Here is a 13,489-nt window from a genome sequence, read left to right on the forward strand (position 1 = left end):
CCATGACGATTCCCTCGCTCAGCCAGGTCACTATCTCTCTGACCGACCACGTGGCTACCATTGAATTTGCGTCCGATCCCTTCAACTACCTGTCGGTGGGCCTGATGCAGGAGTTGGCGCAGGCCTGGGCCTGGGCGGATGCAGAGCCGCAGTGCCGCGCCATCGTGCTGTGCGCCGCAGGCCGTGTGTTCTGCGCCGGGGTGGATTTCCGCAGCATGGCGGCGGCCGGTGGCGACAACTCACCCCAGCCGCTCTACCAACTGGCCTCGCGCCTGCTGGCGGGTAGGAAGCCGTGCATTGCCGCCGTGCAGGGCGCAGCGGTAGGGGCCGGTCTGGGCCTGGCCATGCTGGTCGATCAGCGGGTGGCAGGCCCCAAGACCCAGTTCACCGCCAGCTTTGCGCAGCTGGGTTTCCATGCCGGGTTTGGCCTGACGGCCACCTTGCCGCATGTGTTGGGTCCGCACGCAGCCAGCAACCTGCTGCTGCTGGGCCAGCCGGTGCGGGGTGAGGAAGCCCTGCGCCTGGGCCTTGCCGACGTGCTGGTGGACACGGTGGAGGGTGTGCGGGATGCCGCCATCGCGCGGGCCCGTATTCTTGCCGCCAACGCGCCGCAGGCGGTGCAAGACATGCGCGCGCTTCTGCGTGCGCCGCTCCTGGCCGCCTTTGCGCCAGCGCTGGAGCAGGAGCTTGGCGCGCAGCTGCGGCACATGAAGACCAGCGACTTCATCGAAGGCATCAGCGCCGCGCTGACCAAACGTGCCCCCCAATTCACAGGAGCCTGAGGACCGACCATGCAAACCAGTTACGACTACGTCATTGTGGGTGGTGGTTCGGCCGGCAGCGTGCTGGCTGGCCGGCTCAGTGAAGACCCCTCGGTCACCGTCTGCCTGCTGGAGGCCGGTGGACCCGACAGCAGCACGCTGATCCACATGCCCGCGGCCTACCCCGCCATGGTGCCCACCAAGATCAACAACTGGGCGTTCGAGACCGTGCCGCAGCCGGGCCTGAACGGACGCCGGGGCTACCAGCCGCGGGGCAAGACATTGGGGGGGTCCAGCTCTATCAATGCCATGCTCTATGTCCGGGGCCATCGCTGGGACTACGACCATTGGGCCAGTCTGGGCAACCCCGGCTGGAGCTACGACGAGGTGCTGCCCTACTTCCGCAAGGCCGAGCACAACGAGGATTTCCAGGATGCATTCCACGGCCAGGGCGGGCCCCTGAACGTCACACGCCTGCGCGAACCCAGCCGGCTCAACGCCCTGTTCTTTCAGTCTGCGCAGGCGGCAGGCATTCCGTATGTGGAGGACTACAACGGGGCGACCCAGGAGGGGGCGCATCTCTTCCAGGTGACCGAGCGCAAGGGTGAGCGTTGCAGCGCTTCCAAGGCCTACCTGACGCCCCACCGGGACCGTCCCAACCTGACGGTGGTGACGGGTGCTCTGACCGAGCGGCTGCTGTTCGACGGCAAGCGTGCCACGGGCGTGCAGGCGCGCGTCCAGCGGGCATCCGTGCGCATTCAGGCGCGACGCGAAGTGCTGCTGTGTGCTGGTGCCTTTGGCTCGCCGCAGCTGTTGATGCTTTCGGGCATCGGGCCCGGTGCACAGTTGCAGAAGCTGGGCATCGGTGTGTTGCACGACCTGCGCGGTGTGGGCGAAAACCTGCAGGACCATATTGACTATGTGCACTCCTTCCGCAGCCCGGCGCACGCGGATACCTATGGCCTGTCGTTTCCCGGTGCCTTGCGCATGGCCCGTGGTGTGATGCAGTGGCGCAAGGCGCGCACGGGCGCCATGACCACCACCTACGCAGAGTCCGGCGCTTTCTTTCGCAGCCGTCCGGATGTGGCGGTGCCCGACGTGCAGATGGTGTTCATCGTGGCGCTGGAAGACGACCACGCCCGCAAGATGCGCCTGGGCCATGGCTTTACCGGGCGTGTGGCCTTGCTGCGCCCCCAGAGCCGCGGCACGGTGCGCCTGCAGGCCCCCGATGCCACCACGGCGCCGGCCATCGACCCCCAGTTCTTCAGCGCGCCGCAAGACCTGGCCGTTCTGATGGACGGCACCCGCAAGATGCTGCAGGTCCTGGAAGGCCAGCCCCTGGCGGCAGTGCGTGGCAAAGCGCTGTTTCCGGTGGACTCTCAGGACGACCGGGCACTGGAACGTAACATCCGCCAGCTGGCCGACACGCAGTACCACCCGGTGGGCACCTGCAAGATGGGCCACGACCCCCTGGCGGTGGTCGACGCGCGCTTGCGCGTGCACGGCGTGCAGGGCTTGCGGGTAGTTGACGCATCCATCATGCCGACCATCGTGGGCGGCAATACCAATGCCCCCACCATCATGATTGCGGAGAAGGCGGCAGACATGCTGCGTGCCGACGCACGCGGCGCACCGGCTTGATGCCAGAGCCCCGCGGTTTTGAATACCTGAACAACAACGAGGAGACAAGCATGGGACAAGTAGTGGTCATTACCGGCGTGGCCGACGGCATGGGCAAGGAGGCTGCCAAGTTGCTGGCTGCGGCCGGAGACAGCATCGCCGGGTTTGACATGAACCCGGACGGCATCGCCGCGCTGCAACAGGAGCTCGATGCGCTCTCGGCCCACAACGGCGCCAAGCACTACCTCACTACCCTGAACATCATGGACCGTGCGGGCGTGCAGGCATTCCGCGACGAAGTGCTGGCGCGGTACGCGCAGGTGGACACGGTGCTCTCCAATGTGGGCATCGGTTTCTTTGGTCCCTTTGAAGAAACCGACCTGGAGGCCGCACGCCGCTGCCTGGAAATCAACGTCATTGGCGCCGCTTCCATCTTTCAGGCGTTTCTGCCTGGCATGCGCCAGCGCGGCAGCGGCAAGCTGATTGCCATGTCCTCCCTGGTGGGGCAGGTGCCCTTTCCGTTCGAGTCCATCTACTCGGCCAGCAAGTTCGCAATCGAGGGCATGGTCATGTCCCTGCGCTATGAAGTGGCGCCCTTCGGCATCCATGTGGCCCTGATCGAGCCCGCCCAGGTCTCCACCAGTTTTGCCAGCAAGATTCACCAGTTGCCGCCTGAGGGCTCGCCGTACCGGGAGCGGGCCCGGCGCTTCATTGCACGTGATGACGAGCTGATCAAGACCGCGCCCACCCCGCAACAGGCGGGCCGGCGCATTGCCGCCGTAGTGCGCCAGGCCAAGCCGGCGTTCCATAACCAGATTGACTTCATGAGCACCGTCTTCCTGTTCCTGAACCGCTTTCTGCCCCGCCGGATGCGCGATGCCATCTTGCTGAACCACATGGACATCAAATAACGCGGGCTCACAACCATGGTCTACAACGGCATCACCCTGGTCACAGGGGCTGGCGGCTTTGTCGGGCGCTGCCTGGTGGCGCATCTGGTGGCACTGGGAACGCGCGTGCGGGCGACGGACAAGCCGGGTACCGATGCGGCGTTCTTTGCGCAACAGGGGGGTGAGTTTCTGGCGGCCGACCTGACGCAACCCCACACGCTGGCGCCTCTGTTCGAGGGCGAGGTAGACCGGGTATTCCATGTGGGCGCCATCTGCAACCTTTCGACACCGTACAAACGTCTGTATCCGGTCAACGTGGCGGGTGTGGAGTACGTCACCCGGCTGGCCCTGCAAGCGGGTGTTAAGCGCTATATCCACATCGGGTCGACCAGCGTCTATGGCCCCTATCCCGGCACGCCCCTGCGCGAGGACAGCGCCCGTGCGCCGCAGGAAGACTATGGCATCAGCAAGCGTGACGGCGAGGACGTGGTGTGGGCGCGCATGGCCGAGGGCTTGCCGGCGGTCATCACACGGCCCTGCACCGTCTATGGCCCCGGCTGCAACGACGGCGCGGGCAAGGCGTTCTCACGCGCCACGGCGATTTCCGCCATCCCCGGCCATGGCCGCCAGCGCCTGTCCAACATCCGGGTGGAGGATGTGGCCGCCGCCGCGCACTACCTGTCATGCCGGGACGATACGGTGGGCCAGGTGTACAACCTGGCAGACGACTCCAACCCCACCCTGGAAGAAGCCCTGTGCCTGGCAGCGCAGACCTTCGGCACCAAGGTTCCCACGCTGCACCTGCCGCTGTGGCTGCTGCAGCCACTGGCACGCATCGACGGCGCCATTGCCGCTCGGCAGGGGCGCATTCCCGAACTGGAACATGCCGCCATTCGCTACCTGCACGACGACTACATCGTGGACAACCGAAAACTGAAATCGACGGGCTACACCCTGCAGTTCCCGGATTTCAGGGCGTCCCTGGCGCAATTGGCGGCATCGCGCTGACCACGCCGTAGCCGTTCGTCAATCACACCGCATTGCCGTAGCTTCATGGTGAATTGCGTCGGGAATGCAGGAGGCTCGGGGGGGGGTCACCCGTTTGGGTGATGGGCAAGACAATCTGAGAACGGCAGAATAGCAGCGTTTGCGGTCGGTGGAACTCTTGTACTGAAAGACCGCTGTCGGCCAGAAAAGGGCACCCGATTCCGAAAGAGACACGAAAGGCCAACGGATTTCTGCTCCGTTGGCTGTGCTTCAAAAGTGGTGGTTCACTCCAGCGAGTGCGGAATGGCGTTTATTCGAAGCGTAAGGTAGAGTTACACCTCGTTGCCCATCAATGGGCAAGGAAGGAGTCAATGAAATGGGTTGTGGCAATCGTGTTGATGGCCGAGCTTTGCGCATGTACTTGGCTCGCAGGGCAGATGGTTCTGGGTCAAACCACCATCCCAGAGCGACTGCATCCCGCACTCTACTGCATCCTTTTCGGCGGTGTAGGTGGGTGTGTGTACTGTCTGCGCGGCGTCTACGTCAATTCGGCCGTTCGTAACCAGTGGAGCAATAACTGGTTGATCTGGTACTTCATTCGACCGGTGGTCAGCTGCGTGGTCGGTGGCATCAGCTATCTGTTTGTGAACTCAGGACGGCTACTTCTAGGGGCCGCGAAGAACCCCGACGCGAGTCAACTCGGTGTGTGGGCCTTGGCCTTTCTGGCAGGTCTCAACGTGGACAAGTTTGTCGAGAAGTTTGAGGGCATAGGGAAGTCGATTTGGGGCGTCGAACCGTCAAGGCAATCGAGATCTGAGCAGAAGAGTGGTTCAACAACGGGGAGCGACAGATGACGGATTTCTACGAGATCGACTTTTGGGACGTCGAGTCCGACAAGAGTGGAGATGCAATTTCGATGCACTACAGCATCGGCGGACAGATCTATGTGCACGTCATCGACGGCGGATATCAGTCGACTGGGGAGAGCCTTGTTCAGAACATCCAGAAATATTACGACGGAGTGAAGAGGATCGACCACGTGGTCGCGACACATAACGACGGTGATCATGCCGGCGGCTTGCGACCGATCTTGGAGAACTTCGAAATTGGCACTCTATGGATGTTGAGGCCTTGGAAGTACAGTAACGAATTACTCGATAGATTTGAAAACTATGAGTCGGAAGAATATCTACGCCGCAAGCTGCGTTCTCTTTATCCGAATCTGGCAGCACTCGAAGATATCGCCAACGAGAAGGGCATCGATATTCGAGAGCCGTTTCAGGGGCAAAAAATAGGCGCGTTTAGCGTCTTGGCGCCGACGAAGGCCCGTTTCCTGGACCTCGTCGTGGCCTCGGAGAAGACGCCGGAGATCGCCGCAGACGACCCCATGGCCAAAAAGGCCGGTCTCGCAGGATTATTTGAAACAGCTAAGAAGGCGGCGAAGGAGTTCGTCAAAGCGCTGTGGGGTGACGAGGTGTTCTCGCCCAACGAAACCAGCGCTGAGAACGATATGAGCGTAGTCCAGTTCGCCAACTTGGCAGGTGACCGCATCTTGCTGACCGGCGATGTGGGGCGTGGCGGACTTACGGAAGCGGCCGATTACGCTCCCAATGCAGGACTCGCCTTGCCTGGAATAGACAAGTTCCAGGTGCCGCATCATGGTTCGCGACGGAACGTCTCGTCTGAAGTCCTCGATCGATGGCTTGGGCCGAAGGTGCCGGAGAACCAGGCAGGCACGAAGTTCAAGGCCTACATCAGCTCTGCTAAAGCCGACGCACACCATCCTAGAAAGTCGGTCGTTCGCGCCGTATACCACCGCGGCGGCAAGGTGTACGCAACCGAGGGCCAATCAATTCGAACCACTCGGAATGCTCGCGCTCGGGCAGGCTGGAACACCGTGACGCCAATGGAGTACCCAACCGAGCAGGAGCACGACTAGCTTGAACGTTATACGGTCGCGCACAGGTTCGGCCTCAACCGTAAATCACAAGTCCTTGGTAGGCCGTCGTAGGAAGCTGCGCTTCCAGCTCCTTCACGCTTCGCTTGTAGAGGCGAATTCGCCCTATGCTACGAGCGCTGACGACGAAAGTGTGCAATGTTAATCAACATGACGCGATACACCTTTCGCCGTCGCTTGTATATTGGTCGCAGGGTATTGCGTTCGACCATCGGGTCCAGCTTGTGTCTGGAACTAGTTGCAAGGCTTGGGACTTAATTGGGGGATTTAAGACGCTGCTTGGAAACCTGTTACTTCGCGAAAACCAGCCCAAGTCAGTGATTCAAAACGCCGCTAGGTGGGAGTTTGTGCCGTGCGACGCGAGGTCCGCTCGGCGACCGCTTCAGGGTCGGAAGCCGACCTTCTCTCGTCTCCCACGACAGAACGCTCCCAGACTAATGCAGCCTTCTACAAGGTTCGACTGACGAGGTCAGCTACAGGCTGGAAGCGATCGTCGGATCAGCCAACCCAGAAGACCGAGTCCGACCCTTAGCGGCCTCGCAGGGTAATCAGATCGATGACTGCTTTACAGCCTATCCGGTCAGTGGCGGTCGGCTACCGAGCTCACGGTCTCGACTGCTTTGCAGTCATTCATATGAGGCGGCGATCCACGTCTCAAACGACTTGTCTGCCCGTTATGCTTCAAACCACAATGATCTCCTCAGTCACCTCCGACGCGACATTGGATGTGACCACCGACAAGAATCGACCCGAAGATGCCACAGCCTGAATGACCGCCGTGCCAGGATGCCGCCATTTACTGAACTGATCTGCGGGTGCGACGCAAAAATTTGGCCGAATGCGATCAAGAAGCTCCACGTGGAAGTTGTGCTCCGAACCGTGATGGGGCAGCGTCAACGTGACAACCTCATTCAACAGAGATCCATAGTGCTTGAAGAACGCATTGCGTCGCGTTGTGTCAGCTAATGCTGCGTCCCCCGTACCAAGCCACGCTATGCGAGATTTGTCACTACCTGAGACCCTCCACATTCCAAACTTCCCGTCATATGCGCTCTCGAGTGGAGTGATGGTCGGTACCAGCCCGGAGTAAAGGCACATCGACGTGACATTAAGGTCTGGGTGCATCGACTCATAGGCCTTTTTTAGATCTGTGACGTGGTCAGTCAACAACTTCTCGATATTGCCGATATTGCGTAACCATTCCTTCAAATCTGTCACGGACTGCCCTATTGCTGTCGCGAGCGATGTCATGAATAGCGGCGCATTGCCTTCCACCGATGGGTCGACGAAGGGCGCAAGTAGCCAGGCTGTCCCGGTTAAGGGGTATGGGCATACAAACCCCTGGGTGTCCTGCATGACGCGAATGACACCAGCTATCGGTTTGGGCGTCGCTCCAACATATTGGCGCGTGTGGCCCTTGCCCACGATTTTCCACGGGAGCCGCTCATCGCTTTGCAGCATCCAATTCGACTCCCCGTTTTCGCCGGGAGAGTCATCGGGACCTTCGCGGAACGGCGCCCCGTCGTCCCGATCGCCTCTCTCGACGAAGATGATTCGTTCGGGGTTGAACCCGCTGAGCGCCGAGGCTGGGTCTGCAACAAAGGCCCTGTAGAACTCGTGGTCCGCCGACATCGGGTCTTCCGATGCCGCACGTGCGAATGCGATCAAGCGATCCTCGACATTGAGTAGCGGTAGGACAATGGTCTTGACTACCAGTCCTGAATCTTTGTTGAGTAGCCGCTCGACACCGTTCAAGTGATCGGCATGCGCATGCGAGATGAAAAGAAGATCGAGCGGCTGCCTTGCTCCGACCTTTTTCAGATATGCATCGATTCGTTCGTCACGCTGGCTGGCGTACCGGGTCATCGCTCCGCAGTCGACCACGTAGCGCATCCGAAGCGACGTGTCATTGAATAGGTCGCCAGCTTGAAAAAATCCTTGACCAACCGCGTACTGTGTTCTGACGTTTTGTAGGAGCACAGGTCTTTTCCTTTTTGAAATTCAGTGTTCAGTCACGACGCTTGCGTCCTCAGTACAGAATGCAGCGCCCATTCTCCCAGCGAAAAATAATCTCGCCGTCGTCACGCGTGGTCATCACGTAGCGAGTGTTCTGTCCGCGGACGTTCGGAACGCCACGGGCCTTCCGGTAGTAGTACGTCACCGTCTCCTGCGACTGGTAACGCTTGGCGCAGTCCGAGATGATGACAAGCTGTGGCGAGCAGGCATAGTCGTCAAACATCGCCGGGCATTTTCCGTTCTCGCGTCCGTGGTGGGCGGCAATCAAGACATTGATTCCCGGCATCAAGGCTGAGAATGACGGCAAGTTCAGTAGATACTCGAACCCGTCGCGCTCCAGGTCCCCTGGGAAGAGGAGCCGTGTGTTCCAGATGGTCAGGTGCGCCACCAGTGAGAGGTTGTTCTCAGTATCCCAGTATGGCCACTGGTTGTAGAACCAGCGAAGCTCAACGCCCGGGATGGTCGGAGGTGTCTGAATCTCGCCGGCGGACCTGCGGCTGGCCAAACTGTTCGCGACAAGCCTAATCCCATTGCCCATCCCGTCCTCACTCTTGAGGTGCTCGATAACCTCTGGCGGAACCGTCGGGTTGCCGAGGATGCAGCCGACTGACACCTTGTTCTGCAATAGGCTCAGCACGCCGCTGGCATGGTCCTCGTCGTAGTTCGTGCAGATGAGCAAGTCGACGTGGACCACTCCGAGTCGGCGCAGGTGGTCCCCCGGAAACCACGGCTCACCGCCCAAGTCGCTTGCATGGCCGCAGTCGATAAGCACGCGCTTCACGCCCTGAGGCGAGGGCATAGTCAATAGGGCGCACGCGCCGTGGTCTACGTTGAAAATTTGCAGCAAGCCATCGCAAATGTCGATGGTCATTACTTTTTCTCGGGTTCCTTCGCGTACGCGAACGCTGTGAACACCTCGACAGCGTAGTGCCGGTAAAACTTTAAGTACCGTAGCGTCATGCCGATGCCAACAACGAGTGCGATGCGGGCCCACAGCAGATGGTCCGAAGGCCCCTTCGGTTGGAGAAAAGACCAGTAGAAGATGCCCGCGTCGATAAACGCAACCAAGGCAGTGTTCCGGCAAAACCCGTAGAGGTTCAAGAATTCGCTCAACCTCGCCTGGACCGACTCCGTTCCGCGGGCGTTGGCGAAAGCCGGCCAAAATAGAGCCTCGCCCGGAGCGTTGACGCCTACCATGCGACCCTTCGCGAGTGCTGCATTCTGCGTGGCGGCGGGCAGTGGCTCGAAATAGCCAGGAATGCACCACCGCACCCATTTCCAGGCCGTCGGCTGGCCAAATAGCACGTTCCGCGGGTAACCGAGCAACTTGCCGACCAGTATCTTTTCGAAGAGGAACGACGAAGCGCTTGCAACGATCTGACCGGCCGCGTAGGCGAGCGCCATCGCGACAACGCCCTGAACCACGGTCCACGAGTCGCGCATCAATAGATTCGTCCCTGCTGCAGAGTCGAACGCAAACAGCAGCAAGAACCCGGCGCTCAGGTACGCCCAGAAGTCGTAGCTAGTAAACGGGAGCTTTTGGTCCATCTTTTCCTCCTCGGTCGCCGCCAAGTGTACCCATCGACTACCGACTGCCTCGGGCTACGCAAGGAAGTGAACCAGATAGCTAACTCTGAATCATCTTTTCTGCAGCAACAGCGACCAGTGCCGCAGCGGATGGTCGCAACCGCTCCATACGCGGCAAACGTCATCTTCTGGGGTCGACGAGGTCCTCCGCTCTTTGAACCGATTAATACTGGTCTGGACGATGCAGCCAACAGAGATGTCAGACTGTGAGATTCAGTTTTCAGCGCTCGCCGACACTTGCCTCCCTAGATTGTCTAACCGCACACGCTGCACACCGGTTACTCAGACCACCGAGGCGAAGGGCAACAACGGGGCGGGTTCGGCTGGTCGTTCCGGGCAGGAGGGGGGCGTTCGAGGGCCGTCATGCCGGGGACGCATTGCACGAGCGACGGGTCTGGAATGTGCAGCGGTCATCCGCCTTATTAACCCTTGCGTGACCGGTTTCAGACTCAGGCGTCGTTCAACTGCCGAAGATGAACGGCAGCATCCAGCCTGTAGCAGTCATTCCCGCCCAAACCCTTAGCCCTCCTCTACTCGCACCCAGGGTGCACCTATGGATGGCATAGCGGGCGTCACTGGTGCCCCCGACAGGAATCGAACCTGTATCTGCCCCTTAGGAGGGGGCCGTTCTATCCATTGAACTACGGAGACCGGGAGCGGGGATTGTAAGGGCCGCTGCGGCTTACTTGGTCAGTTGCCGCATGGCCTCTTCCAGGCCCTTGAGGGTCAGCGGGTACATGCGCTGGCTCATGAGCTGTTGCACCACGCTGATGCTCTGGCGGTATTGCCACACGCCCTGGGGCTCGGGGTTGATCCACGCGAACTTGGGGAACGCGTGGGTCAGGCGCTGCAGCCATTCGGCGCCGGCCTCGGCGTTGTTGTATTCCACGCTGCCGCCGGGCTGCAGGATCTCATACGGGCTCATGGTGGCGTCGCCCACAAAGATCAGCTTGTAGTCCTTGTTGTACTTGCGGATGATGTCCCAGGTCTCGAACTTCTCGGCGAAGCGCCGGCGGTTGTTCTTCCACATGAAGTCGTACACGCAGTTGTGGAAGTAGTAGAACTCCAGGTGCTTGAACTCGGTCTTGGTGGCCGAGAACAGCTCCTCCACGCGGGCAATGTGCTCATCCATGGTGCCGCCCACGTCCATCAGCAGCAGCACCTTGACGTTGTTGTGGCGCTCGGGGCGCATCTTGATGTCGAGGTAACCGGCATTGGCCGCCGTGCGGCTGATGGTTTCGTCCAGGTCCAGTTCGTCCTCGTGGCCTTCACGGGCGAACTTGCGCAGGCGGCGCAAGGCGACCTTGATGTTGCGCGTGCCCAGCTCCTGCGTATCGTCGTAGTCCTTGTAGGCGCGCTGGTCCCAGACCTTGACGGCGCTCTTGTTGCGTCCCTTGTCCTGGCCGATGCGGATGCCCTGCGGGTTCTGGCCGTAGGCGCCAAAAGGCGAGGTGCCGCCGGTGCCAATCCACTTGTTGCCGCCTTCGTGGCGTTCCTTCTGTTCCTCAAAACGCTTTTTCAGCGTTTCCATCAGCTCGTCCCAGCCCAGTTTCTCGATCTTGGCCAGTTCTTCTGGGCTGAGGTTGAGCTCCAGGTTCTTGCGCAACCACTCCAGCGGGACTTCCTTGGTGAAGTCGGCCAGCATCTCCACACCCTTGAAGTAGGCGGCAAAGGCGCGGTCGAACTTGTCGTAGTGCTTCTCGTCCTTCACCAGCGCGGTGCGGCTCAGGTAGTAGAAGTCGTCAATCTTGTAGCCGGTGGGTTCGGCGTCGTCTTCGGGTTGCGGCGTCTTGGGGCCGACCACGCCCTTTTGCAGGGCTTCGAGCAGGGTGAGGTATTCCTTGACCGAGACCGGCAGCTTGGCCGCACGCAGGGTGTAGAAAAAATCAAGCAGCATGCGCGCTCCCGGTGCTGCGGGGTTTGTCCAGCAGGTACATCAGTTGGGCTTTCACTTCCGGCCACTCGCCGGCGCGCAGGCTGTACATCACGGTGTCGCGGATGGTGCCGTCGCGGCGCAGCGCGTGGCCGCGTATCACGCCGTCCTTCTTGGCGCCCAGCCGCTCGATGGCGGCTTGCGATGCAAAGTTGAAGTTGTCGGTGCGCCAGCCCACCACGTTGCACTGCAGGGTCTCAAAGGCATGGGTGAGCAGCAGCAGCTTGCAGGTGGTGTTGACGTGGCTGCGCTGGCTGCTCTTGCCGTACCAGGTGTAGCCAATCTCGACCCGTTTCACGGCCGGAATGATGTCGTGGTAGCTGGAGCTGCCCAGCACCGTGCCGGTGGCGCTGTCCCGCACGGCAAAGGCAAAGCGGTTGCCGGCTTCGCGCATGGCCAGGGCGTCTTCAATGTATTTGCGGGTGTGCTCCGGTTCAGGGACCGAGGTAACGCGCAGGTTCCACAGCGCGCCGTCTGCGGCCGCCGCGCGCAGACCCGCTTCGTGCTCCAGTGCCAGCGGCACCAGTTCCACGCCACGGGCCGACAGAATGACGGGTTCCACAAAAGCCATGCTCATTCCTCCGCGTTGCCGGCCTGTTTGGCGCGCCAGCGCCGTGCCACCTGCAGGCCGATGCCGCCGCCCAGCCCCACCAGAAGGATGCCGCCAATGCTGGCGTTGGTATAGCCGGACGAAAAAATGTCCAGGCCCAGCAGGCGGCCGATCCAGTAACCCAGCAGCGCGCCGCCGACAAAGCCCACGGCATCGGAGACGCCTTCCAGCCACAGCGAGTTTTTCATGGTGGCGCCTTAGCGGTTGTGGCGTTGCATGAACATCAGCTTTTCGAACAGGGTCGAGTCCTGCTCGTTCTTCAGCAGTGCGCCCACCAGCGGGGGCACGGCCATCTTGTCGTCCTTGCTTTGCAGGGCTTCGGTGGGAATGTCTTCGGCCAGCAGCAGCTTGAGCCAGTCCAGCAGCTCGCTGGTGGAGGGCTTCTTCTTCAGGCCCGGCAGGTTGCGCACGTCGTAGAAGGTCTTCATGGCGGCGGTGAGCAGTTCCTTCTTGAGGTCGGGGAAGTGCACCTCCACGATGCTTTGCATGGTGGCCGCGTCGGGGAACTTGATGTAGTGGAAGAAGCAGCGGCGCAGGAATGCGTCGGGCAGTTCCTTCTCGTTGTTGGAGGTGATGAACACCAGCGGGCGGTGCTTGGCCTTGATCAGCTGGCGCGTTTCGTAGCAGTAGAACTCCATGCGGTCGATTTCGCGCAGCAGGTCGTTGGGGAACTCGATGTCGGCCTTGTCGATTTCGTCGATCAGCAGGGCTACCGGCTGGTCGGCGGTGAAGGCCTGCCACAGCACACCCTTGACGATGTAGTTGTGGATGTCCTTGACGCGCTCACCGCCGTCCACGTCGGCCAGTTGCGAGTCGCGCAGGCGGCTCACGGCGTCGTACTCGTACAGGCCTTGCTGCGCCTTGGTGGTGGACTTGATGTGCCACTGCAGCAGCGGCAGGTTCAGTGCCTGGGCCACCTCTTCGGCCAGCATGGTCTTGCCGGTACCCGGCTCGCCCTTGACCAGCAGCGGACGCTGCAGCGTGATGGCCGCGTTGACGGACAGCATCAGGTCCTGGGTCGCGACGTAGTTCTTGGTTCCGTGAAATTTCATGGTGGTGGCTTGGCTGAACAAAAAAGAGGGGGAACCGTGCAGCTTAGTGGCTGCAAGGATGGCAATACGCTGATCT

General features: G+C 60.9%; 13 protein-coding genes and 1 tRNA gene. 6 read left to right on the forward strand and 8 right to left on the reverse strand.

Going from position 1 to position 13,489, the window contains the following annotated elements:
* Nucleotides 1-2: 2 nt before the first annotated feature.
* From AC1Q5W_RS07750 to AC1Q5W_RS07775, 6 genes are all read left to right on the forward strand, one after another.
* On the forward strand, nt 3-782 hold the full coding sequence (locus AC1Q5W_RS07750; RefSeq protein WP_492644095.1) for an enoyl-CoA hydratase/isomerase family protein: 780 nt from the start codon (nt 3-5) through the stop codon (nt 780-782).
* A gap of 9 nt (nt 783-791) precedes the next feature.
* Nucleotides 792-2,402 (forward strand): GMC family oxidoreductase, encoded by a 1,611-nt coding sequence (locus AC1Q5W_RS07755; RefSeq protein WP_492644094.1) that lies wholly within the window; start codon nt 792-794, stop codon nt 2,400-2,402.
* A 50-nt stretch (nt 2,403-2,452) separates the two neighbouring features.
* Nucleotides 2,453-3,292 carry an SDR family NAD(P)-dependent oxidoreductase gene (locus tag AC1Q5W_RS07760; protein ID WP_492644093.1) on the forward strand — a complete coding sequence of 280 codons (840 nt, stop codon included), beginning with the start codon at nt 2,453-2,455 and terminating at the stop codon, nt 3,290-3,292.
* A 15-nt stretch (nt 3,293-3,307) separates the two neighbouring features.
* A complete protein-coding gene (locus AC1Q5W_RS07765) occupies nt 3,308-4,279 on the forward strand; it encodes an NAD-dependent epimerase/dehydratase family protein (protein WP_492644092.1) in 972 nt (323 codons plus the stop codon).
* Between the two features lie 350 nt (nt 4,280-4,629).
* Entirely contained in the window at nt 4,630-5,112 is a 483-nt protein-coding gene (locus AC1Q5W_RS07770) for a hypothetical protein (RefSeq protein ID WP_492644091.1), read from the forward strand.
* Nucleotides 5,109-6,197: a ComEC/Rec2 family competence protein gene (locus AC1Q5W_RS07775; RefSeq protein ID WP_492644090.1), complete on the forward strand. Its 1,089-nt coding sequence runs from the start codon at nt 5,109-5,111 to the stop codon at nt 6,195-6,197. Before AC1Q5W_RS07770 ends, AC1Q5W_RS07775 begins: the two co-directional genes overlap by 4 nt.
* 699 nt (nt 6,198-6,896) lie before the next feature.
* On the opposite strand, the gene AC1Q5W_RS07780 is transcribed toward AC1Q5W_RS07775, so the two are convergent.
* The 8 genes from AC1Q5W_RS07780 to AC1Q5W_RS07815 form a co-directional block, all read right to left on the reverse strand.
* Nucleotides 6,897-8,108: an MBL fold metallo-hydrolase gene (locus AC1Q5W_RS07780; RefSeq protein WP_492644089.1), complete on the reverse strand. Its 1,212-nt coding sequence runs from the start codon at nt 8,106-8,108 to the stop codon at nt 6,897-6,899.
* A gap of 136 nt (nt 8,109-8,244) precedes the next feature.
* On the reverse strand, nt 8,245-9,102 hold the full coding sequence (locus AC1Q5W_RS07785) for a ComEC/Rec2 family competence protein (protein ID WP_492644088.1): 858 nt from the start codon (nt 9,100-9,102) through the stop codon (nt 8,245-8,247).
* Nucleotides 9,102-9,779 carry a hypothetical protein gene (locus AC1Q5W_RS07790; RefSeq protein ID WP_492644087.1) on the reverse strand — a complete coding sequence of 226 codons (678 nt, stop codon included), beginning with the start codon at nt 9,777-9,779 and terminating at the stop codon, nt 9,102-9,104. The genes AC1Q5W_RS07785 and AC1Q5W_RS07790 overlap by 1 nt, the downstream gene beginning before the upstream one ends.
* Before the next feature lie 615 nt (nt 9,780-10,394).
* A tRNA-Arg gene (locus AC1Q5W_RS07795) sits at nt 10,395-10,469 on the reverse strand.
* Between the two features lie 31 nt (nt 10,470-10,500).
* On the reverse strand, nt 10,501-11,715 hold the full coding sequence (locus AC1Q5W_RS07800) for a vWA domain-containing protein (RefSeq protein WP_492644086.1): 1,215 nt from the start codon (nt 11,713-11,715) through the stop codon (nt 10,501-10,503).
* Nucleotides 11,705-12,322, reverse strand: a complete 618-nt coding sequence (locus tag AC1Q5W_RS07805) for a GNAT family N-acetyltransferase (RefSeq protein WP_492644085.1) — start codon at nt 12,320-12,322, stop codon at nt 11,705-11,707. The genes AC1Q5W_RS07800 and AC1Q5W_RS07805 overlap by 11 nt, the downstream gene beginning before the upstream one ends.
* Before the next feature lie 2 nt (nt 12,323-12,324).
* Nucleotides 12,325-12,549, reverse strand: coding sequence for a hypothetical protein (locus AC1Q5W_RS07810; RefSeq protein WP_492644084.1), 225 nt, complete (start codon nt 12,547-12,549; stop codon nt 12,325-12,327).
* Nucleotides 12,550-12,558: 9 nt separating this feature from the next.
* The gene (locus tag AC1Q5W_RS07815) at nt 12,559-13,413 is read right to left on the reverse strand and encodes an AAA family ATPase (RefSeq protein WP_492644083.1); all 855 of its coding nucleotides are present in this window, start codon (nt 13,411-13,413) and stop codon (nt 12,559-12,561) included.
* Between the last annotated feature and the right edge of the window lie 76 nt (nt 13,414-13,489).

This window comes from Rhodoferax sp. MLSD5-FHT05B10, from assembly GCF_058793415.1.

Bases quoted from the DNA above. Each gene is read 5' to 3' on its own strand.
- AC1Q5W_RS07750 (WP_492644095.1), top strand. From the start codon at position 3: ATGACGATTCCCTCGCTCAGCCAGGTCACTATCTCTCTGACCGACCAC.
- AC1Q5W_RS07755 (WP_492644094.1), top strand. From the start codon at position 792: ATGCAAACCAGTTACGACTACGTCATTGTGGGTGGTGGTTCGGCCGGC.
- AC1Q5W_RS07760 (WP_492644093.1), top strand. From the start codon at position 2,453: ATGGGACAAGTAGTGGTCATTACCGGCGTGGCCGACGGCATGGGCAAG.
- AC1Q5W_RS07765 (WP_492644092.1), top strand. From the start codon at position 3,308: ATGGTCTACAACGGCATCACCCTGGTCACAGGGGCTGGCGGCTTTGTC.
- AC1Q5W_RS07770 (WP_492644091.1), top strand. From the start codon at position 4,630: ATGAAATGGGTTGTGGCAATCGTGTTGATGGCCGAGCTTTGCGCATGT.
- AC1Q5W_RS07775 (WP_492644090.1), top strand. From the start codon at position 5,109: ATGACGGATTTCTACGAGATCGACTTTTGGGACGTCGAGTCCGACAAG.
- AC1Q5W_RS07780 (WP_492644089.1), bottom strand. From the start codon at position 8,108: ATGCGCTACGTGGTCGACTGCGGAGCGATGACCCGGTACGCCAGCCAG.
- AC1Q5W_RS07785 (WP_492644088.1), bottom strand. From the start codon at position 9,102: ATGACCATCGACATTTGCGATGGCTTGCTGCAAATTTTCAACGTAGAC.
- AC1Q5W_RS07790 (WP_492644087.1), bottom strand. From the start codon at position 9,779: ATGGACCAAAAGCTCCCGTTTACTAGCTACGACTTCTGGGCGTACCTG.
- AC1Q5W_RS07800 (WP_492644086.1), bottom strand. From the start codon at position 11,715: ATGCTGCTTGATTTTTTCTACACCCTGCGTGCGGCCAAGCTGCCGGTC.
- AC1Q5W_RS07805 (WP_492644085.1), bottom strand. From the start codon at position 12,322: ATGGCTTTTGTGGAACCCGTCATTCTGTCGGCCCGTGGCGTGGAACTG.
- AC1Q5W_RS07810 (WP_492644084.1), bottom strand. From the start codon at position 12,549: ATGAAAAACTCGCTGTGGCTGGAAGGCGTCTCCGATGCCGTGGGCTTT.
- AC1Q5W_RS07815 (WP_492644083.1), bottom strand. From the start codon at position 13,413: ATGAAATTTCACGGAACCAAGAACTACGTCGCGACCCAGGACCTGATG.